General features: G+C 36.1%; 15 protein-coding genes. 12 read left to right on the plus strand and 3 right to left on the minus strand.

Annotation, left to right across the window (positions count from 1 at the left end; translation table 11 throughout):
- Window positions 1-7 precede the first annotated feature (7 nt).
- The 6 genes from tmk to parC are packed head-to-tail and all read left to right on the plus strand — an operon-like array spanning window position 8 to window position 6,985.
- The gene (gene tmk, locus H3T46_RS01235; protein ID WP_198197179.1) at window positions 8-673 is read left to right on the plus strand and encodes a dTMP kinase; all 666 of its coding nucleotides are present in this window, start codon (window positions 8-10) and stop codon (window positions 671-673) included.
- Window positions 654-1,607, plus strand: a complete 954-nt coding sequence (locus H3T46_RS01240) for an AAA family ATPase (RefSeq protein WP_198197180.1) — start codon at window positions 654-656, stop codon at window positions 1,605-1,607. Before tmk ends, H3T46_RS01240 begins: the two co-directional genes overlap by 20 nt.
- Window positions 1,604-3,145, plus strand: a complete 1,542-nt coding sequence (metG, locus tag H3T46_RS01245; protein ID WP_198197181.1) for a methionine--tRNA ligase — start codon at window positions 1,604-1,606, stop codon at window positions 3,143-3,145. Before H3T46_RS01240 ends, metG begins: the two co-directional genes overlap by 4 nt.
- The gene (locus H3T46_RS01250) at window positions 3,145-3,942 is read left to right on the plus strand and encodes a TatD family hydrolase (protein WP_155571878.1); all 798 of its coding nucleotides are present in this window, start codon (window positions 3,145-3,147) and stop codon (window positions 3,940-3,942) included. Before metG ends, H3T46_RS01250 begins: the two co-directional genes overlap by 1 nt.
- Window positions 3,943-3,950: 8 nt before the next feature.
- A complete protein-coding gene (locus H3T46_RS01255; RefSeq protein WP_110438969.1) occupies window positions 3,951-4,742 on the plus strand; it encodes an MBL fold metallo-hydrolase in 792 nt (263 codons plus the stop codon).
- Between the two features lie 38 nt (window positions 4,743-4,780).
- On the plus strand, window positions 4,781-6,985 hold the full coding sequence (parC, locus tag H3T46_RS01260; protein ID WP_198197182.1) for a DNA topoisomerase IV subunit A: 2,205 nt from the start codon (window positions 4,781-4,783) through the stop codon (window positions 6,983-6,985).
- A gap of 87 nt (window positions 6,986-7,072) precedes the next feature.
- On the opposite strand, the gene hemB is transcribed toward parC, so the two are convergent.
- On the minus strand, window positions 7,073-8,065 hold the full coding sequence (gene hemB, locus H3T46_RS01265) for a porphobilinogen synthase (protein ID WP_122123524.1): 993 nt from the start codon (window positions 8,063-8,065) through the stop codon (window positions 7,073-7,075).
- Window positions 8,066-8,080: 15 nt separating this feature from the next.
- Window positions 8,081-9,532, minus strand: coding sequence for an APC family permease (locus H3T46_RS01270; RefSeq protein ID WP_198197183.1), 1,452 nt, complete (start codon window positions 9,530-9,532; stop codon window positions 8,081-8,083).
- Window positions 9,533-9,714: 182 nt separating this feature from the next.
- Between H3T46_RS01270 and glyA the strand changes: the two genes are divergently transcribed.
- The 6 genes from glyA (at window position 9,715) to H3T46_RS01300 (ending at window position 16,557) form a co-directional block, all read left to right on the plus strand.
- Window positions 9,715-11,007 (plus strand): serine hydroxymethyltransferase, encoded by a 1,293-nt coding sequence (gene glyA / locus H3T46_RS01275; protein WP_198197184.1) that lies wholly within the window; start codon window positions 9,715-9,717, stop codon window positions 11,005-11,007.
- A 14-nt stretch (window positions 11,008-11,021) separates the two neighbouring features.
- Window positions 11,022-12,260 (plus strand): glycosyltransferase family 4 protein, encoded by a 1,239-nt coding sequence (locus H3T46_RS01280; RefSeq protein ID WP_198197185.1) that lies wholly within the window; start codon window positions 11,022-11,024, stop codon window positions 12,258-12,260.
- Complete coding sequence (locus H3T46_RS01285; RefSeq protein ID WP_155568055.1) at window positions 12,253-13,365, plus strand: glycosyltransferase family 4 protein; 1,113 nt, start codon at window positions 12,253-12,255, stop codon at window positions 13,363-13,365. Before H3T46_RS01280 ends, H3T46_RS01285 begins: the two co-directional genes overlap by 8 nt.
- Window positions 13,365-14,291, plus strand: a complete 927-nt coding sequence (locus H3T46_RS01290; RefSeq protein ID WP_155580363.1) for a mitochondrial fission ELM1 family protein — start codon at window positions 13,365-13,367, stop codon at window positions 14,289-14,291. The genes H3T46_RS01285 and H3T46_RS01290 overlap by 1 nt, the downstream gene beginning before the upstream one ends.
- A gap of 153 nt (window positions 14,292-14,444) precedes the next feature.
- Entirely contained in the window at window positions 14,445-15,659 is a 1,215-nt protein-coding gene (hmpA, locus tag H3T46_RS01295) for an NO-inducible flavohemoprotein (protein WP_155568056.1), read from the plus strand.
- A gap of 109 nt (window positions 15,660-15,768) precedes the next feature.
- Window positions 15,769-16,557 (plus strand): DUF3108 domain-containing protein, encoded by a 789-nt coding sequence (locus tag H3T46_RS01300; RefSeq protein WP_230882753.1) that lies wholly within the window; start codon window positions 15,769-15,771, stop codon window positions 16,555-16,557.
- On the opposite strand, the gene H3T46_RS01305 is transcribed toward H3T46_RS01300, so the two are convergent.
- The gene (locus H3T46_RS01305) at window positions 16,558-17,244 is read right to left on the minus strand and encodes an HAD family hydrolase (protein WP_198197186.1); all 687 of its coding nucleotides are present in this window, start codon (window positions 17,242-17,244) and stop codon (window positions 16,558-16,560) included.
- Window positions 17,245-17,271: the final 27 nt, after the last annotated feature.

Here is a 17,271-nt window from a genome sequence, read left to right on the forward strand (position 1 = left end):
ATTATTTATGTCAGGATATTTTATTACTTTTGAGGGCGGTGAAGGTGCTGGAAAATCTACACAAGCTCAATTATTGAAAGAAAAGCTGCAAAAAGATAATATTGATGTGCTCTTAACCCGTGAGCCAGGTGGAACAACGGGTGCCGAGGCCATTAGGAAATTATTATTATTTGGGAATTGCGATTTTTCGCTTAAAGCTGAAATCCTGGCTCATTTTACCGCAAGGTGCGATCATGTAGATCAGGTCATAAAACCAGCGCTGCAACAGGGTAAAATAGTGCTGTGTGATCGTTTTATTGATTCAACCTTGGCATATCAAGGATATGGATTAGGTAAGGAAAATCCGGATATTTTGAATTTTATTCAAAAATTATCCAATTTGATAGATTTAATTCCCAATTTAACATTGATATTTGATGCTCCTTATGAAACGCTTATTGAGCGTTGTCTAAAACGTCAAACAAAAATTGATGCTTATGAACAACTCGGGTATGATTTTCATTATCGTGTTCTGAATGGTTTTCAACTGATAGCTAAAAATAATAAAAATCGATGTAAAGTTATCAAAGCTCATAAATTATTGCATGAGGTAACTCGGGAAGTTTACAATCTCGTCACGCATAAACTATCTGAATCAAGATATATTAAAAACAATGACAGCAAAACTAGATGACTCTTTATGGGGACATGAAAAGGAATATGATTGTTTCAAACAAGCCATTTTCAAGAATAAGCTTCATCATGCATGGTTGATATGTGGTGAGGTCGGGGTAGGCAAAAAAACTTTTGTCAATCATGTCATTCGTTTGATTCTTGGTAGCTCTGAAAAAGTGTTGGCTAAGATAAAGGCGGGTAGTCATCCTGATTTATTAACGGTTAGTCGAAGAATAGATGAAAAGAAAAACCGTCTTCGTTCGGAAATTTTGATGGATGATATAAAAGCGGTTGGAACGTTTTTACGATTGACATCTGCAAATGACGGGTGGCGCATTGTCATTATCGAAGAGGCGGATTTGATGAATCAGAATGCGGCCAATAGTTTATTAAAAATTTTGGAAGAGCCTCCAGATGCTGCTTTAATTTTTTTGATCACTGCACATCCAAACCGTTTGTTGCCAACGATTTCAAGTCGTTGTCGTAAATTAATGCTTCACCCTTTATCAAATACTGTTTTATTAGAAGCCTTGATTAAATTAGCCCCCGAATATTCTGAGGCAGAATATCAAAAAATAATTACCCTGTCTCAGGGATCGATCGGTAAAGCATTATCATTATTGAATTCTGACGCCTCAAATTTGCAAAATATTGTTGATGCCTTTTTCGAGAAGCCTTTCAAAGGAAGTGAGCTGAATGAAAAAGTTAAGTATATTTTACAAAAAGAAGATGGATTTTCTGTTTTTTTTAGCTTATTGACAGATAAATTCAATATGCTGATCGGTGAGGCTATAAAATCAAGGCAGGAACGATTTGGCAATCCATCTCGAACAGTAATGGAATGGATTGACATTTGGCAGAAAATTTTAAAATGGCATAAAGATACAGAATCTTTTAATTTGGATAAAAGACAAACCCTAATTTCCGATTTCGAACTAGTAAGTGAATTATGAAAAACCATTATATGATAACCACCCCGATTTATTATGTAAACGGGTTCCCCCATATTGGTCATGCCTATACCTCAATCGCTGCGGATGTTTTGGCCCGATTCAAACGATTGGATGGATATGATGTATTCTTTTTGACGGGTACTGACGAGCATGGACAAAAGGTTGAGCAGGCTGCTCACAATAATGAACAGACATCGGAAGTATTTGTAAATGAAATTTCTGCAAAATTCAGAAATATGGCTGATCAGTTAAACATATCATATAATGATTTTATACGAACGACCGAGGAACGTCATAAAAGAAGCTGCCAGACTTTATGGAAAAAAATCGCTGATGCTGGTCACATTTATCTTGGCGCTTATGAAGGGTGGTATTCACTCAGGGATGAGTGTTATTATAGTGAAGATGAACTAACTACTACAGCAGATGGACAAAAGATTGCGCCCACAGGGGCACAGGTCAAATGGTTAAAAGAACCATCCTATTTTTTTAGATTGTCTGCCTGGCAAGACAAGTTGTTGGAATTTTATGAATTGCATCCAGAATTTATCGGCCCAGAAAGTCGTAAGAATGAACTGTTAAGTTTTGTAAAATCTGGTTTGCGTGATTTATCCATCAGTCGTACGAGTTTCAAGTGGGGTATTCCAGTTCCAGGCGATAAGGATCATGTCATGTATGTATGGTTCGATGCGTTGACAAATTATATTTCCGCATTGGGCTATCCTGATACGGAATTATCAGATCGGTGGTGTTTTTGGCCAGCAGATTTGCATTTGGTGGGGAAGGAAATTGCACGTTTCCATGCGTTGTATTGGCCAGCTTTTTTAATGGCGGCGGGTTTGGAAGTTCCCAGACGAATATTTTCGCATGGCTGGTGGACTGTTGAAGGTGAAAAAATGAGTAAATCAGTAGGAAATGTTGTTGAGCCTATTGAATTGATCAATGATTTCGGACTGGATCCTGTCCGATTTTTTCTTTTGCGTGAAGTTCCTTTCGGTGGAGACGGAGACTATAGCAGACAATCCCTGATCAATCGCATGAATAATGAATTGGCCAATGATCTGGGTAATCTTGCACAGAGAACTTTGACTCAAATTACCAGAAATTGTGACGGTATTTTACCAGATACTGGAAAAAGATTGGATGTGGATATACAGTTGATAGCAAAAGCTAAACTGTTGCCGATTTTATTAAGGGAACAAATGGACCGTCAGGCTTTTAATGAATCTTTAGAGGATATTTGGAAGGTTATACGCGCTTCAAATGCATATATCGATCATCAGGCGCCATGGAAATTGAAAAAAACTGATTTCGAGCGTATGAAGACTGTTTTAAGAACCTTGGTTGATGTGTTGCGCGAAATTGCCACTTGTTTACAGCCATTCATGCCTAATAGTATGGATAAATTATTGACCCAGCTTGGGGTTGGTAAAAATGAACGTAATTTTTCAGATCTTGAAAAAGAAATTCATACAGGAATAAAATTACCTTTACCTTCTCCTATTTTTCCTCGTTATACGGAAGCTGAACAAATCTGATGCATCTGGTTGATTCACACTGCCATCTTGATTTTTTTGATGATGATGAAAAAAAAGCCATTATTGATCGTGCAACACATGCAGGTTTGGGTGAAGTTGTAACAATAGGAACGCGTTTATCAAATGCGCGGCAGCAAATAGGAATAACCGATTATACAACTGATCATTTGAGTGTATGGTGCACGATTGGAACTCATCCTGAATATGTGATGGATGAACTTTTTTGTTCTGTTGACAGAATTGTTGAATTAACCAATCATCCCAAAGTTATAGGTATAGGTGAAACCGGACTTGATTATTTTTACGGTAAACAAGAGGCTTTTGAACGACAGAAAGAATCTTTTGAAAATCATATCCGTGCCTCACAACAAACTGGATTGCCTGTATGTATTCATGCCCGGGATGCAGATGATGATATTGCCAAAATCTTAAAGAGAGAGACAGAAAAAGGGGGAGGATTTCCATTTTTAATTCATTGTTTTACATCTAGTATGAAACTGGCCGAAACAGTTCTAGATTTGGGTGGATATATTAGTATTTCAGGTATAATCACTTTTAAAAAAGCCCAGGATTTACGCGATATCGTTCTCCATTTACCTCAAGATAAAATTCTTGTTGAAACTGATTCTCCTTATCTGGCTCCCGTACCATTTCGGGGCAAACGAAATGAACCTGCATATGTTTATCAAACAGCAGAATTTATGGCCAAATTGTTGGCGGTCGATTTTGAAACGTTTAAAAAACAAACAACAGATAATTTTCATCGTCTTTTTAAAAAGGCGTCTTTTAAAAGGTAAATTGTTTAATGAAAATTACTATTCTGGGATGCGGAGGTTCGGGTGGTGTCCCATTGGTAGGAGGTGATGATGGTCAGGGGAATTGGGGAATATGTGATCCCCTGGAACAAAAGAATCAACGAACTCGATCCTCTATCGTTATTGAGTTGAATAATGGCAAAAGAATTCTAATTGATTCAGGTCCTGATATACGAACTCAGTTATTGAGAGAAAAAATTGGCAGGGTTGACGCTGTCATTTATTCTCATGCACATGCAGATCATATTGCTGGTCTGGATGAATTGCGTTCAATCAACAGAGTTTTGGGTAAAGCCTTACCAATATATGCAACGAAAGATACATTATCTGAATTGAAATCAAGATTTGCCTACGCATTTAAGCCATGGAAAACCCAACCATATTTTTTTCGTCCAGTTTTGGATGTTCATCAGATTGATTATTATGATAATTTCATGATTGAAAATCAATCTATTCAAACATGTGAACAGATACATGGTTTTTGTAAATCCATGGGCATACGATGTGGTGATGTGGCATATTGTACCGATGTGGTTCGGATTCCGGAACAAGGGTTGAAAATTTTATCCAATCTTGATCTGTTTATTGTGGGATGTTTTCAACGGAATGAACATCCTGCCCATGCATGGATTGGCAAGGTTCTGGAATGGAAAAAAATTATCAAGCCAAAAAGAACGATTTTAACGCATATGGGACCTGATATGGATTGGAATTGGCTAAAGGCAAATTTGCCGCCGGACATCGAAGTTGCCTATGATGGACTAATTCTCTATTCTTCGTAATCATACAAATAATAAATTAAAACATACAAGAGTATAATATGACTGCTGCATCTGACGGTTTAATTAAGGACGCTCCCTTTGCAAGGGCATTAAGTGAACGCTATCTGGCCTATGCCCTGTCAACAATAATGTCGCGTTCATTACCAGATGTAAGGGATGGATTGAAACCTGTTCATCGTCGTTTGATATATGCCATGCGTCAATTGAAACTTGATCCAAAATCAGGATTCAAGAAATGCGCCCGTATTGTTGGGGATGTTATTGGTAAATTTCATCCCCATGGGGATGCCGCTGTCTATGAAGCGCTCGTTCGTCTCGCACAGGATTTTGCTGTACGGTATCCCTTGATTGAGGGACAGGGGAATTTTGGATCCATTGATGGTGATAATGCTGCGGCTATGCGTTATACAGAATCCCGTATGACAAGAATTGCCCAGTCTTTATTGCAAGGTATCGATGAAGATTGTGTTGATTTTCGTGATACTTATGATGGAGAGGAAAAAGAACCCGTTGTTTTACCAGGTGCATTCCCAAATCTTTTGGCAAACGGTGCAAGCGGAATTGCTGTTGGAATGGCAACAAATATTCCCCCACATAATGTGGGTGAAATTTATCAGGCCGCTATGACCCTTATTAAAAATCCTGATGCCTCTACACAGGATTTGTTGCATTTTGTAAAAGGTCCAGATTTTCCAACAGGAGGGAAAGTTGTTGAAAATCAAAATGTTATTCAACAAACTTACGAAACTGGTCGAGGCTCATTAAGGCTCAGGGCAAAATGGGAAATTGAACATGGTCGATTTGGAACTTGGGTTATCGTTGTTAAGGAAATACCCTACCAAGTGCAGAAATCCAAATTGATTGAACAGATAGCCACTTTGATGGAACAGAAGAAACTTCCATTATTGGCAGATATAAGAGATGAAAGTACTGATGAAATACGGCTTATATTAGAGCCTAAAGTTAAAACGGTGCAGCCTGAAATTTTAATGGAATCCATGTTTAAACTGACTGCTTTGGAAAACCGGTTTGCTTACAACATGAATGTGCTTGATCGCAATGCCGTTCCTAAATTGATGGGATTGAAAGCCATTTTGAAATCATGGTTGGATCATCGTTATGAAGTTCTCAAACGTCGAAGTCAATATCGGTTAAATGTTATTGAACAGCGATTGGAAATTCTGGAGGGTTTATTAGCGGTATATCTAAATCTCGATGAAGTTATTCGTATAATTCGAGATGAAGATGAAGTTAAAACTTTTTTGATGCAAACTTTCAATCTGTCGGATGTTCAGGCTGAAGCCATTCTCAATATCCGTTTGAGAAGTTTGAGAAGATTGGAAGAAAATGCAATAAAAAATGAATATGCACAACTCACCAATGAAAAATCTAATTTAAAAACGTTGCTGGCAAGTGAATCTCTTTGCTGGAAAGAAATCAACAAAGAATTGAAAGAGGGTTTGAAAACGTTCGGTCAGTCCGATGATGGTTTGAGAAAAACGGAAATTTCTGAAGCGCCTAAAACAATAGATGTTATCGATATTCTGGAAGAGGTGGAACGTGAACCTCTGACAATTATTTTATCCTCCAAAGGTTGGATACGTGCTTTGAAAGGACATAATCTTGACAGTGATAAGCTGAAATTCAAAGAAGGGGATCATTTATTTAAAATATTGGAATGTCATAGTAATGATCGAATTTGCATTATCGGTAGTGAAGGTAAATCATTCAATATAAAGGCATTAGATTTACCAAGAGGCCGAGGTGATGGTCAACCCATACGTCTTCTTGCTGACATAGCAAATGATGCTAAGGTTATTGAATTTTTTATTTTAGATGAAAAAAAGAAATATGTTCTTGTTTCAACCTCAGCAAAGGGATTTGTCATTTCTGGGGAAAATCTAGTTACTGAACGGAAAACGGGTAAACAAGTTCTAACTTTAAAAAATAATGAAAAAACATTCGCTTGTCTTGAAGGTAATGGAAATTATATTGCCATTGCGAATTCATCCAGTAAATTTCTGATATTTCCACTAGAACAAATTCCTGAATTAAAAAAGGGTAGTGGTGTTCTATTACAGAAATTGGGTAAAGGAAAACTGAAACTGGTTATAGTTTTTGATTCTGAGATTGGTTTTACAATGCCTGGTCAAACAAAAGTCAGAAATTTTGAAATATTGGAAAATTATATAGGTAATCGTGCATCTGTTGGACATAAATCTCCTAATTGGTTGAGAATTTAGTCTTATTTTAGTCCAAAGGATATTTATAAAATAATTAATTAATTAATTAATTAATTAATATTTAAAATACCCCTTTATAGATGAAAATTATAACTGTTTTAATAATTTTGCCGCTTCTGGAGCAAAATAAGTCATAATCGCATTTGCTCCAGCTCTCTTGAAACAGAGAAGCGTTTCAAGAATAGCCTGATTATTATCAAGATAATCATGGTTAATCGCGTTTTTCAACATGGCATATTCACCAGAAACCTGGTAACTGACAATTGGAATATTGAATCTATCTCTTACCATTCGGATTATGTCTAGATAGGGCAATCCCGGTTTGATGATAACTGAATCAGCACCTTCTTGAATATCCAGTTCGACTTCAGAAAGAGCCTCTCGACTATTGGCAGGATCCATCTGATAAGTTTTTTTATCGCCTTTTAAAAGTTTTCCTGATTCCAGCGCATCTCTGAAAGGTCCATAATAAACACTGGCATATTTTGCGGCATATGACATGATTCGTGTATTAACAAAATTATCATTGTCCAATGCCTTTCGGATTGCCGCGACCCTACCATCCATCATGTCAGAAGGCGCGATAAAATCCATACCTGCTCGGGCTTGATTAATCGATTGTCTGACTAGTATCTCTATGGTTTCATCATTGGCAACATAACCATTTTTTATTATTCCGTCATGGCCATGGCTGGTATAAGGATCAAGAGCTACATCCCCGATTAATAATATTTCTGGAAATCTTTTTTTAAGTTCTCTTGATGCACGGCAAATTAGATTATCGGGATTATAGGCTTCCTTTCCCTCTGGATCACGTTTATCGTTGGTGGTCACAGGAAATAATGCAAGCGCGGGGATATCCAGATTTGCAGCAGGTTCTATATATGCAGCCAGACGATCAACAGTAACCCGTTTAATTCCAGGCATTGAAGAAACTTCTGTTTCAATATTGTTGCCCTCAATAATAAAAATTGGCCAAATCAAATCATCTTTACTCAATTTATTTTCAGCTACCAGACGACGCGTTGCAGAATCAATTCGATTGCGTCGCATACGAGTCAGAGGAAAGCTTCCAATCATGGTATCAATCCTTAATTAATTATGAAATTTCTGTTGTAATTTACTGTGTTTATGACCATAAAGCCAATAAATAATTATACCTATGAACATCCATCCCCCAATGGTTAACCATGTTATATTGCTTAGGGAATACATCAGCACACAACAAACCAAAGTGCCAAGTATCGGTATGATATCGCCACCTGGCACCTTAAAACGCCGGGGGAAATCTTTATGGGTTCGACGTAAAATCATTACTGATATACATACGAAAAAAAAGGCGGATAATGCACCTATAGAGCACATTTCACTTAAAATTGAAATAGGAATAAAGGCAGATAGAATACAGATAAAAATCATAAAAAACATGTGTGATAGATGAGGAGTTTTATGGTTGGGATGAATAACAGAAAAGAATTTGGGAATCAAACCGTCTTTAGAAAGGGTAAAAAAGATACGTGTTTGACCTACAAGAAGTAATACAAGAACAGGAAAATAACCAATGATGATACTGAATTTGATTACGGGCTGTAACCATTTATAAGGGGTCTGATCAATGGCTGTTGCCACAGGTGCGCCATTGCCAAGCAATTGATGAAAATTGACAAGCCCAACAATAACAAAGGCAAACGTGACATAAATGAGTGCTGTAATTGTAATGATTATTAAAATAGCTTTCGGGATATCCCTTGATGGATTTTTAACTTCCTGTGCAGTAGAAGCTACGCTATCAAAACCTATATAGGCAAAAAAGATCATGCCGGCAGCTTGAAAGATTCCTGAAATGCCAAAATGACCAAATTGACCTGTATTTTCTGGGATAAAAGGCTTGAAATTGTCAAAATCAACATAGGAAAATCCAAAAGCGATAACAGCAAATACAACAAACAACTTGATCAAAACAATCATATTGTTCATTCGAAAGGATTGTTTAATCCCTTGTATCAGATAAAGAGACAGAAATATGATGACAAATGTGGATGGAAGGTTCAATATCCCAGAAATATTCTGGCCGTTTATATTTATTTTCTCTAGTGGTGAAGCGAAAAATTGATAGGGTAGGTGTAAGTGAAAACTTATCAGAATTGACTTTAAATATTGTGACCAACTTACCGCTACCGCTGCTGCTCCGACAGAATATTCAAGCACCAAATTCCATCCAACAATCCAGGCTATAAATTCTCCCATAGCGATATAGATATAACTGTAAGAACTGCCCGATTCTGTAATCATTCCAGCAAGTTCACTGTAACATAATCCTATGAATGAACATGCCAATGCTCCTATTAGGAAAGAAAGAAGTACGGCGGGACCAGCATGTTCTGATGCAGCAATACCTGTAACTGTAAAGAGTCCGGTTCCAACAATTCCACCAACGCCAAAAAAAATCAGACTAGGCATGCCGATTACGCGCGCCAAACCGTTTTCATGCTGGTTATTTTCTATGGATTTTTTTCTAAATAGTGATTTTCTCTTGGATAGATCCATAGAATAGCCCTTTTTTAAAATTTATCACAATATCGTGTAAAGTTCTTAAAATAAATCATATTTTTTTGGAATTTATTTTTTCAGTAATAGCGTATTATCTTACATATTTAATTGCAGAAAATCACAAAATTGAATATTTAATAGAGAGTCTCTTAAATATGTAGTTTTCTAGGAATCCATGAATGTCCGAAAATAATTTATATCATCAATTTTTTCAATCTGATGTTTCTCAAACAGATCCTGAGGTTTACGCAGCTTTACAAAGCGAACTTACCCGTCAACAGGACGGTATTGAGTTAATAGCAAGTGAAAATATTGTTTCCAAGGCAGTTTTAGAGGCTCAGGGTAGCGTATTGACGAATAAATATGCTGAAGGATATCCCGGACGTCGTTATTATGGCGGATGTGGTGAAGTTGATAAGGTAGAAGTTCTGGCAATTGAACGTGTTAAGAAAATTTTCAACGCGCAATTTGCCAATGTTCAACCACATTCTGGTGCGAATGCCAATCTGGCTGCATTTATGGCTACTGTCAAACCTGGTGAAAAAGTATTGGGAATGAATTTGGCAGCGGGTGGACATTTAACCCATGGTGCGGCACCTAATTTTTCTGGAAAATGGTTCCATGCATTGCACTATGGAATTCGAAAAGATGATGGCTTGATTGATTATGACGAGCTCGAGGCGACTGCAAGAAATGAAAAACCACGTTTGATTATTGCAGGTGGATCTGCATATCCCAGAATTATTGATTTCGCCCGTTTCAGAAAAATTGCCGATGAAGTTGGTGCTTTTCTGATGGTTGACATGGCTCATTTTGCAGGATTGGTTGCAGCAGGCCTTTTCCCAAACCCAATGGATTACGCTGATATTGTCACCAGTACAACGCATAAAACTTTACGTGGACCTCGTGGAGGAATTGTTTTAACAAACAGTCCCGATTTGGCTAAAAAAATCAATTCAGCAGTATTTCCCGGATTACAGGGTGGTCCATTGATGCATGTCATTGCTGCAAAAGCGGTGGCCTTTGCTGAAGCAATGCGTCCGGAATTCAAGACCTATCAAAAAGCGGTGGCAAACAATGCTCGTGTATTGGCAGACACCTTGATTGAATGTGGATTTGATATTGTTACAAATGGTACGGACAGCCATTTGTTACTTGTTGATTTACGTCCCAAGAAAGTAACGGGAAAACAGGCGGAAGAAAGTTTGGAAAGAGCGGGAATAACCGCAAATAAAAATGCGGTTCCTTTTGATCCGGAAAAACCGGCCATTACTTCCGGTATTCGTCTAGGTAGTCCAGCAGGGACAACTAGAGGGTTTGGTGAAGCAGAATTTCGTGAAATTGGTCTCTTGATAAATGAAGTTCTAACCCCATTGGCAAATGCCAAAGATAATGATAACAGTTTTGCGGAAAAAGCTGTTCGCGATAAAGTCATGGCTTTATGTAAACGCTTTCCCATATATAAACAGTAATTATTTCAAGGGTATTGCAGATTCAGCCATTTCATAAATTATGGCGTTTATTGCCCCCATATCAGCGAAGATTTTATCTAAGCAAAGTGGGGGGGATATTAGCACCTTCTATATCATCAGAACCCTTTTGTGACCAAAGCGTAATTATAATTGGTGAGTTTTCAAAAGCTTCTGGTTTGGGTGAAGGTGCGCGTATAATGTATAATGTACTTAAAAACGAAAATGTTACCGTTCAGAAAATCGATATCGACCCCTATGGTTTTTCTTATACAAAATATAAGGAAGCGCGTAGAATTTTATCAGTTTATCCATACGCATCATTGATTTTTCATATCAATGCCCCACAATTGGCATTTGCATTATTGAATTTACCTCGTTTTTTATTGAAAAACAGAAAAATAATAGGTTATTGGGCATGGGAGCTTGAAATTTTGCCAAAAGAATGGGAGGTGGGTTTCAGATTTGTTCATGAAATATGGGTACCCTCTCGTTTTGTCGCAAAAGCCGTTAAACATTGGGCTAATAAATATCAAAAAAAGATTACGGTTGTTCCTCATCCTATTGCAGCATATCCTGTAGCAATTGCGTCAGGTCTAACTCGTGAAAGTCTTGGTTTACCCCAAACAACTTTAAATATATTAACATCTTTTAATCTTTCTTCATCTTTTGTTAGAAAAAATCCTATAGCCGCAATCAGGGCTTTTAGAAAAGCGTGTGAAACAATAGCTCATGATAAAATTAGCCTTATTCTCAAGGTTTCCTATATTAATGATTTCCGTCAGGATTTTAATGAATTAAAGAAAGCAATAGATGGACAAAAAAATATCATTCTTTATACTAATTTATTGACAACAGAGGAAAATAGGGCGCTTATATTTCATTCTGATATTATTTTGTCACTTCATCGCAGTGAAGGTTTTGGGTTGGTGCCAGCAGAAGCTATGCAATACGGAAAAGCTGTTATTTCCACTAATTGGTCTGCAACTAGTGAGTATATTGATGAAAACTGTGGTGTTCCTGTTAATTACAAACTGATACCTGTAAAAGACCCACGAAAAGTATATGAATTGTCGAATGCCTTGTGGGCTGAACCTGATATTGAATTCGCCGCTAAAAAAATTAATGAATTGTTTTACAATGAAAACTATCGTAATAATTTAGGTGTTTTATCTAAAAATAAAATTAAAACGATATTTAATTCAAAATTTTTAAAAAAAAGATTTAATAATTATTTGGTAAGAAATAATGGATAAATCATTTAATATTTTAGTATGGCAATGGGGTAGAAAGGGAGCGGGACCAAAAATTGCTGTTGAATTGTCAAATGCTTTAAGATCTATTAAAAATTTAAACATTCTACTATCCTTATCCGATCGGGCTGAAATTATTGATTATAATCCGGAATGTCAAATTGGTATAAAGTTTAAAACATATTCATCAATATTGGGATATTTAATACGATGGATAGAGTCTCCTTATTGGATATTGTATTTGATATATCATCTTAAAAAAAATAAGGTAGACTTGGCCATATGCACAATGCCGGGATTATTAGATATGATTATGATTTCGGCCTTGAAAATATTGAAAATCCCATGTGTTGTAATTATTCACGATGCTTATCCTCATCCGGGGGATGGATATCTTTTTCAACATTTTTTGCAAAGACAGTTGATTAAAAATTCAGATTTGATCGTAACTTTTACTCAATACGTCTACAATCAATTAAATAAAAGGAATTTTTTATCAAAATCAAAATTTATAAGGGTATGGCATCCCCCTTTAAAATATGATTATGAAAATATTTCTGTTTCAAAAAACAAAAATGAAATACATCTTTTGAATTTTGGTCGTCTTTTGCCTTATAAAGGGTTTGATCTGTTAAATGACGCTTTAAAACTAGTCAAATCGGATAGGTCTTATATAGTTCGTATAGTAGGGCAGGGTCCAAAAAGCAAGGTTTTAAAACTGTTAAATCGTAGAAAAAATGTATATGTCGAAAATAGATGGGTTCCGGAAAATGAAATTGCATCCATTTTTGAATGGGCGGATGCTATAATCTTGCCGTATGAGGAGGCCAGTCAAAGTGGTGTTTTGGCCATTGCCCTGGCATTTTCAAAACCCGTTTTAATAACAAGGGTAGGAGGATTAATGGAGCAATGCAATCATAAAGACCTTGTTTTTTTATGCAATCCCAATCCTGAAGATATAGCCAAAAATATTGAGAAAATTCTGGAGTTGCCTTTTCCGTTAAAAAGAGAACATATGGATACGTCACATGAATGGAAAAAAATGGCAAAGGATTTAATTTCGCAAATAAACGAGAAATTCAATTTTCATTTAAAGTTAGATACTTGATGACAGAAGTTTCAATTTTGACAGAAAATTTTGCTGGAATGAAAACGCAAGCCCTAGGTTTTGTTAAAAGGGCACAATTTGATTACAGTTTTCATCAGTTAAAACCTAGATTTCCCTGGAAATTTATTTCAGCACCCTTTTGGCCCAATCCTTTGAAAGCGGTATTTCCTTTTCAACCAAAAGATAATTCTGTAATTGTAAGCGTAGGAAGTGTGGGGGGTGTTGTAAATGCCGACTTACGCAAGAAAAATCATATAGCCATACATATACAGAATCCGCGTATCGCATTAAATAAATTCGATCTTATCATTGCCAATCCTCATGATAATATTAAAGCGGATAATGTTCTTGTATCGCGTAATGCATTGCATCATATAACTCCCTCATTGCTGTCTGAAAATTTGCATTATTGGAATTCCATTCTTCATGATCCGGTAAAACCATTGGTAAGTGTTTTGCTGGGCGGAAATAATGGCAGATTCAAATTTGGTTTAAAAGAAGCTGAACAGATTGCTTATCAATTAAAAAGGGTTATTACTAAAAACAATATTTCACTTGCGGTGACTCCTTCAAGAAGAACGAATCCTTCAGCTTTAAAAAGATTGAAAGAAATATTATCACCATTTAGTGTATATATTTGGAATGGTGAGGGAGAAAATCCCTATTTAGGATTACTGGCATGTGCTGATTATATATTGGTTACAATTGATAGTGTTTCAATGGTTTCTGAGGCTATTGCCACTTCTGTACCAGTAATGATCTTGCCATTGCCCGGTAAATCAAAAAGAATTTCTTCCTTCATCAATTCAATGATTAATGAAAAACGAATCAGGATGTTTGAGGGGAAACTTGAAACATGGCGTGTCACTTCAATTGATGATACAGATGAGATCATTAATCAAGCAAAGTTAAAATTAAAATTATAAAATTTTATTAATAATTTACTTTTATTTTTTCTTAAAAAGAGTATATTTAATACATCTTTAATGATTTATCTTAGTTGTAACAGGGTTTGTTAAGATTTTTATTAAAGATGTATTTTAAATATATTATTTAATTAAAATTAAGGGTCACTATAAATGCTAACCGAAGCTCAAAAAACGCTTGTTAAAAATACAGTGCCAGTTTTAAGAGAGCATGGCATTGAACTAACTTCCTATTTCTATAAACGGATGTTGAATAATAATGCTGAACTTAAACAGATTTTTAACCGTGGACATCAAGAAGCCGGAAAGCAACAACATGCACTTGCTACGGCTGTCCTGGCATATGCAGAAAATATCGATAATCCAACCATACTAGAAAATGCTTTCATTCATATTGCCAATAAACATGTAAGCCTGAATATTCGGGCGGAACATTATCCTATTGTTGGGGAACATCTTCTGGCATCTATTAGTGAGGTATTGGGTGAAGCCGCTACAGATGATTTGATCGAAGCTTGGGGAGCTGCCTATCAACAATTGGCTCAACTGTTAATTGATATTGAATTGGGCATATACAAAGAACAGATCAGGGAACATGCATGGACAGGTTGGAGAGGATTTAAAATAGTCAAGAAAATTCCTGAAAGCGAACAAATCACGTCGTTTTATCTACAACCGGTTGATGGTGGCAAGCTTCCGGAATTTTATCCTGGACAATATGTTTCAGTTCGAATTTATGTCCCGGAATGGAATTTAATTCAGCCGCGTCAATATACATTATCTGATTCTCCTGGAAAAGATACGTTGCGTATTACGGTTAAACGTGAAGATGGTAAGGGGAAAACTCCGGCAGGTAAGGTTTCCAATCTACTTCATAAGAGTTATGATGTTGGGGATATCATAGATCTGTCTGCACCAGCAGGAGAATTCTATCTAAATCAGCAAGGGAAAAATCCGATTATTCTTATGAGTGCCGGGGTTGGAATTACTCCCATGTATTCCATGCTGTCTTTTCTGCATGAAAAACAAAGTAATCGTTCTGTCCATTTCATTCACGGAACACATAATGGTAAACAACATGCCTTACGTGAAAAAGTAAATGAAATTGTTGAAAAAAGTCCAACTTTTAATCGCTTTATTTTTTATTCAAAACCTGATGGTGAAGATAGACAGGGAATAGATTATGACTATCAAGGGCGTATGGATATCAATAGGATAGATCAGTCAATTTTTGATAAAGATGCTGATTATTATCTTTGTGGACCTGTTGAATTCATGAAAGATGAGGGTAAAAAATTGAAGGAAAAAGGTATTCCACCTGAAAAAATTCATGTTGAGGCTTTTGGAACAGGAGCTTTTAGCATTTAATCAATTAAATGTTTTACCATGATATTTATATACTTTTTTTAGAATATTCTATACTCTGTCTATAGAAGACACCTTTTGAAAGAGAGTAGTCATGGTAAAATATTATAAAATGTTAATATTGTGTATTTTGTCATGGATATTTTTTGATAATTCGCTTGTAAAAGCACAAAATAATTTAAATTTTCCTAAACCGGTTAACTTGATATTCGATGTGTATAACAAGAATTTACATGTTATTGTTATAAAGGCATCGTACGTATTAACATCGGACAATTATTTTGCAAAAGCTCATTTTAATTCTGCAGGTGTTATAAGTCTTTTCATAAATCTGGATATGATGTCATCAGTTCAAGGGGAAATCAATAATAGTAATTTGTTACCAAATGAATACCAATCATCTGGAAAATCCAAAGGTAAGAAATTCGTTGCTAATATAGATTTTAACCATAAACAAAATGTAAAGATAGAAAAACTTGATCCTGCAATTGAAGATAATCGTGATGTTGTGACTGAAAGTCAAAGGAATAACAGTATAGATATCTTAAGTGCAATGTTGCAATTGGTTCAGCGGGTCAGAGCGAATAAAAACTGTAACGACCAATTCAAGATTTTTGATGGCTCTCGTATATTCACGTTTCAAAGTAAGGCGGCTGGTACAATGCCTATACCATCTTCGTGGACAAGCCCCTATAAAGGAGAAGCATTATTTTGTAAGGCGGTGGCTCAACAAACGGCTGGTCTCAAACGTTCACGTCACCGCGCTCTATCAGCACAACCCCAACCTGGATATTTATGGTTTAAAGAGATTGACAATATAGGAATGTTACCTGTCCGTTTTGAATTTAACAATCCAAAAATGGGAAATGTAATAGTAATTCTGAGACAGGCTACAAAATGATCAAGGTTTTTTATCAATCATTTTCTCAGCAATTATCGGTACATCCTTTATGGAGCGGGCACGCATGGTTGCTTCTTTTCCAATACACAAATCACCATAGCCCCATTCAGCAAATATGCTTCCCGTAATGTGTGCGTTCCTGGCGACAAGAATATCGTTTAGGTGATCACCTACCATTACAGTTTTAGTTGGTGAAACTTGAAGATAGTTGATTATTCCTAAAAGATGAACTGGATAAGGTTTTTTATCTGCAAAACAATCACCTCCAGCGATAAAATCAAAATATGATTGCAGATTGAGTTTTTCCAAAATATTCTTGGCTGCTTGCGTAATTTTATTGGAACATAAAGCTATTTTCCAACCATTTTTTTTAAATTTTATTAGAACTTCTTCCGCCCCTTCAAAGGGTTTGGAAAGATCGGCCGCATGTGGGACATAATCCTTGACAAATCTTTCAATAGCCTCATTTCTGTCAATAAAACTTGCCTCTTTTCCTGCATTATCTAGAATTTTTTCAACTGTCACCTTAATTCCGTCACCCAATGTAGAACGCACTGATTGTATACTGATAGGAGGCAATCCATAGGATTTCAGCAAAGTCTGACAACTGCGATCTATATCTGGAAGACTGTCAATTAAGGTTCCATCCATATCAAATACGATCAAGGGATAAGGTTTTATATTCATAATTTTTGTTTTAAGCCTCATTTGAGA

Source organism: Commensalibacter sp. M0133, from assembly GCF_016101485.1.
Lineage (GTDB): Bacteria > Pseudomonadota > Alphaproteobacteria > Acetobacterales > Acetobacteraceae > Commensalibacter > Commensalibacter melissae.

Excerpts from the sequence above, each read along its gene's own strand:
- H3T46_RS01270 (WP_198197183.1), bottom strand. The coding sequence starts at position 9,532 with ATGGATCTATCCAAGAGAAAATCACTATTTAGAAAAAAATCCATAGAA.
- metG (WP_198197181.1), top strand. The coding sequence starts at position 1,604 with ATGAAAAACCATTATATGATAACCACCCCGATTTATTATGTAAACGGG.
- H3T46_RS01255 (WP_110438969.1), top strand. The coding sequence starts at position 3,951 with ATGAAAATTACTATTCTGGGATGCGGAGGTTCGGGTGGTGTCCCATTG.
- H3T46_RS01290 (WP_155580363.1), top strand. The coding sequence starts at position 13,365 with ATGACAGAAGTTTCAATTTTGACAGAAAATTTTGCTGGAATGAAAACG.
- hmpA (WP_155568056.1), top strand. The coding sequence starts at position 14,445 with ATGCTAACCGAAGCTCAAAAAACGCTTGTTAAAAATACAGTGCCAGTT.
- H3T46_RS01250 (WP_155571878.1), top strand. The coding sequence starts at position 3,145 with ATGCATCTGGTTGATTCACACTGCCATCTTGATTTTTTTGATGATGAT.
- H3T46_RS01305 (WP_198197186.1), bottom strand. The coding sequence starts at position 17,244 with ATGAATATAAAACCTTATCCCTTGATCGTATTTGATATGGATGGAACC.
- H3T46_RS01300 (WP_230882753.1), top strand. The coding sequence starts at position 15,769 with ATGTTAATATTGTGTATTTTGTCATGGATATTTTTTGATAATTCGCTT.
- H3T46_RS01285 (WP_155568055.1), top strand. The coding sequence starts at position 12,253 with ATGGATAAATCATTTAATATTTTAGTATGGCAATGGGGTAGAAAGGGA.
- tmk (WP_198197179.1), top strand. The coding sequence starts at position 8 with ATGTCAGGATATTTTATTACTTTTGAGGGCGGTGAAGGTGCTGGAAAA.
- glyA (WP_198197184.1), top strand. The coding sequence starts at position 9,715 with ATGTCCGAAAATAATTTATATCATCAATTTTTTCAATCTGATGTTTCT.
- parC (WP_198197182.1), top strand. The coding sequence starts at position 4,781 with ATGACTGCTGCATCTGACGGTTTAATTAAGGACGCTCCCTTTGCAAGG.
- hemB (WP_122123524.1), bottom strand. The coding sequence starts at position 8,065 with ATGATTGGAAGCTTTCCTCTGACTCGTATGCGACGCAATCGAATTGAT.
- H3T46_RS01240 (WP_198197180.1), top strand. The coding sequence starts at position 654 with ATGACAGCAAAACTAGATGACTCTTTATGGGGACATGAAAAGGAATAT.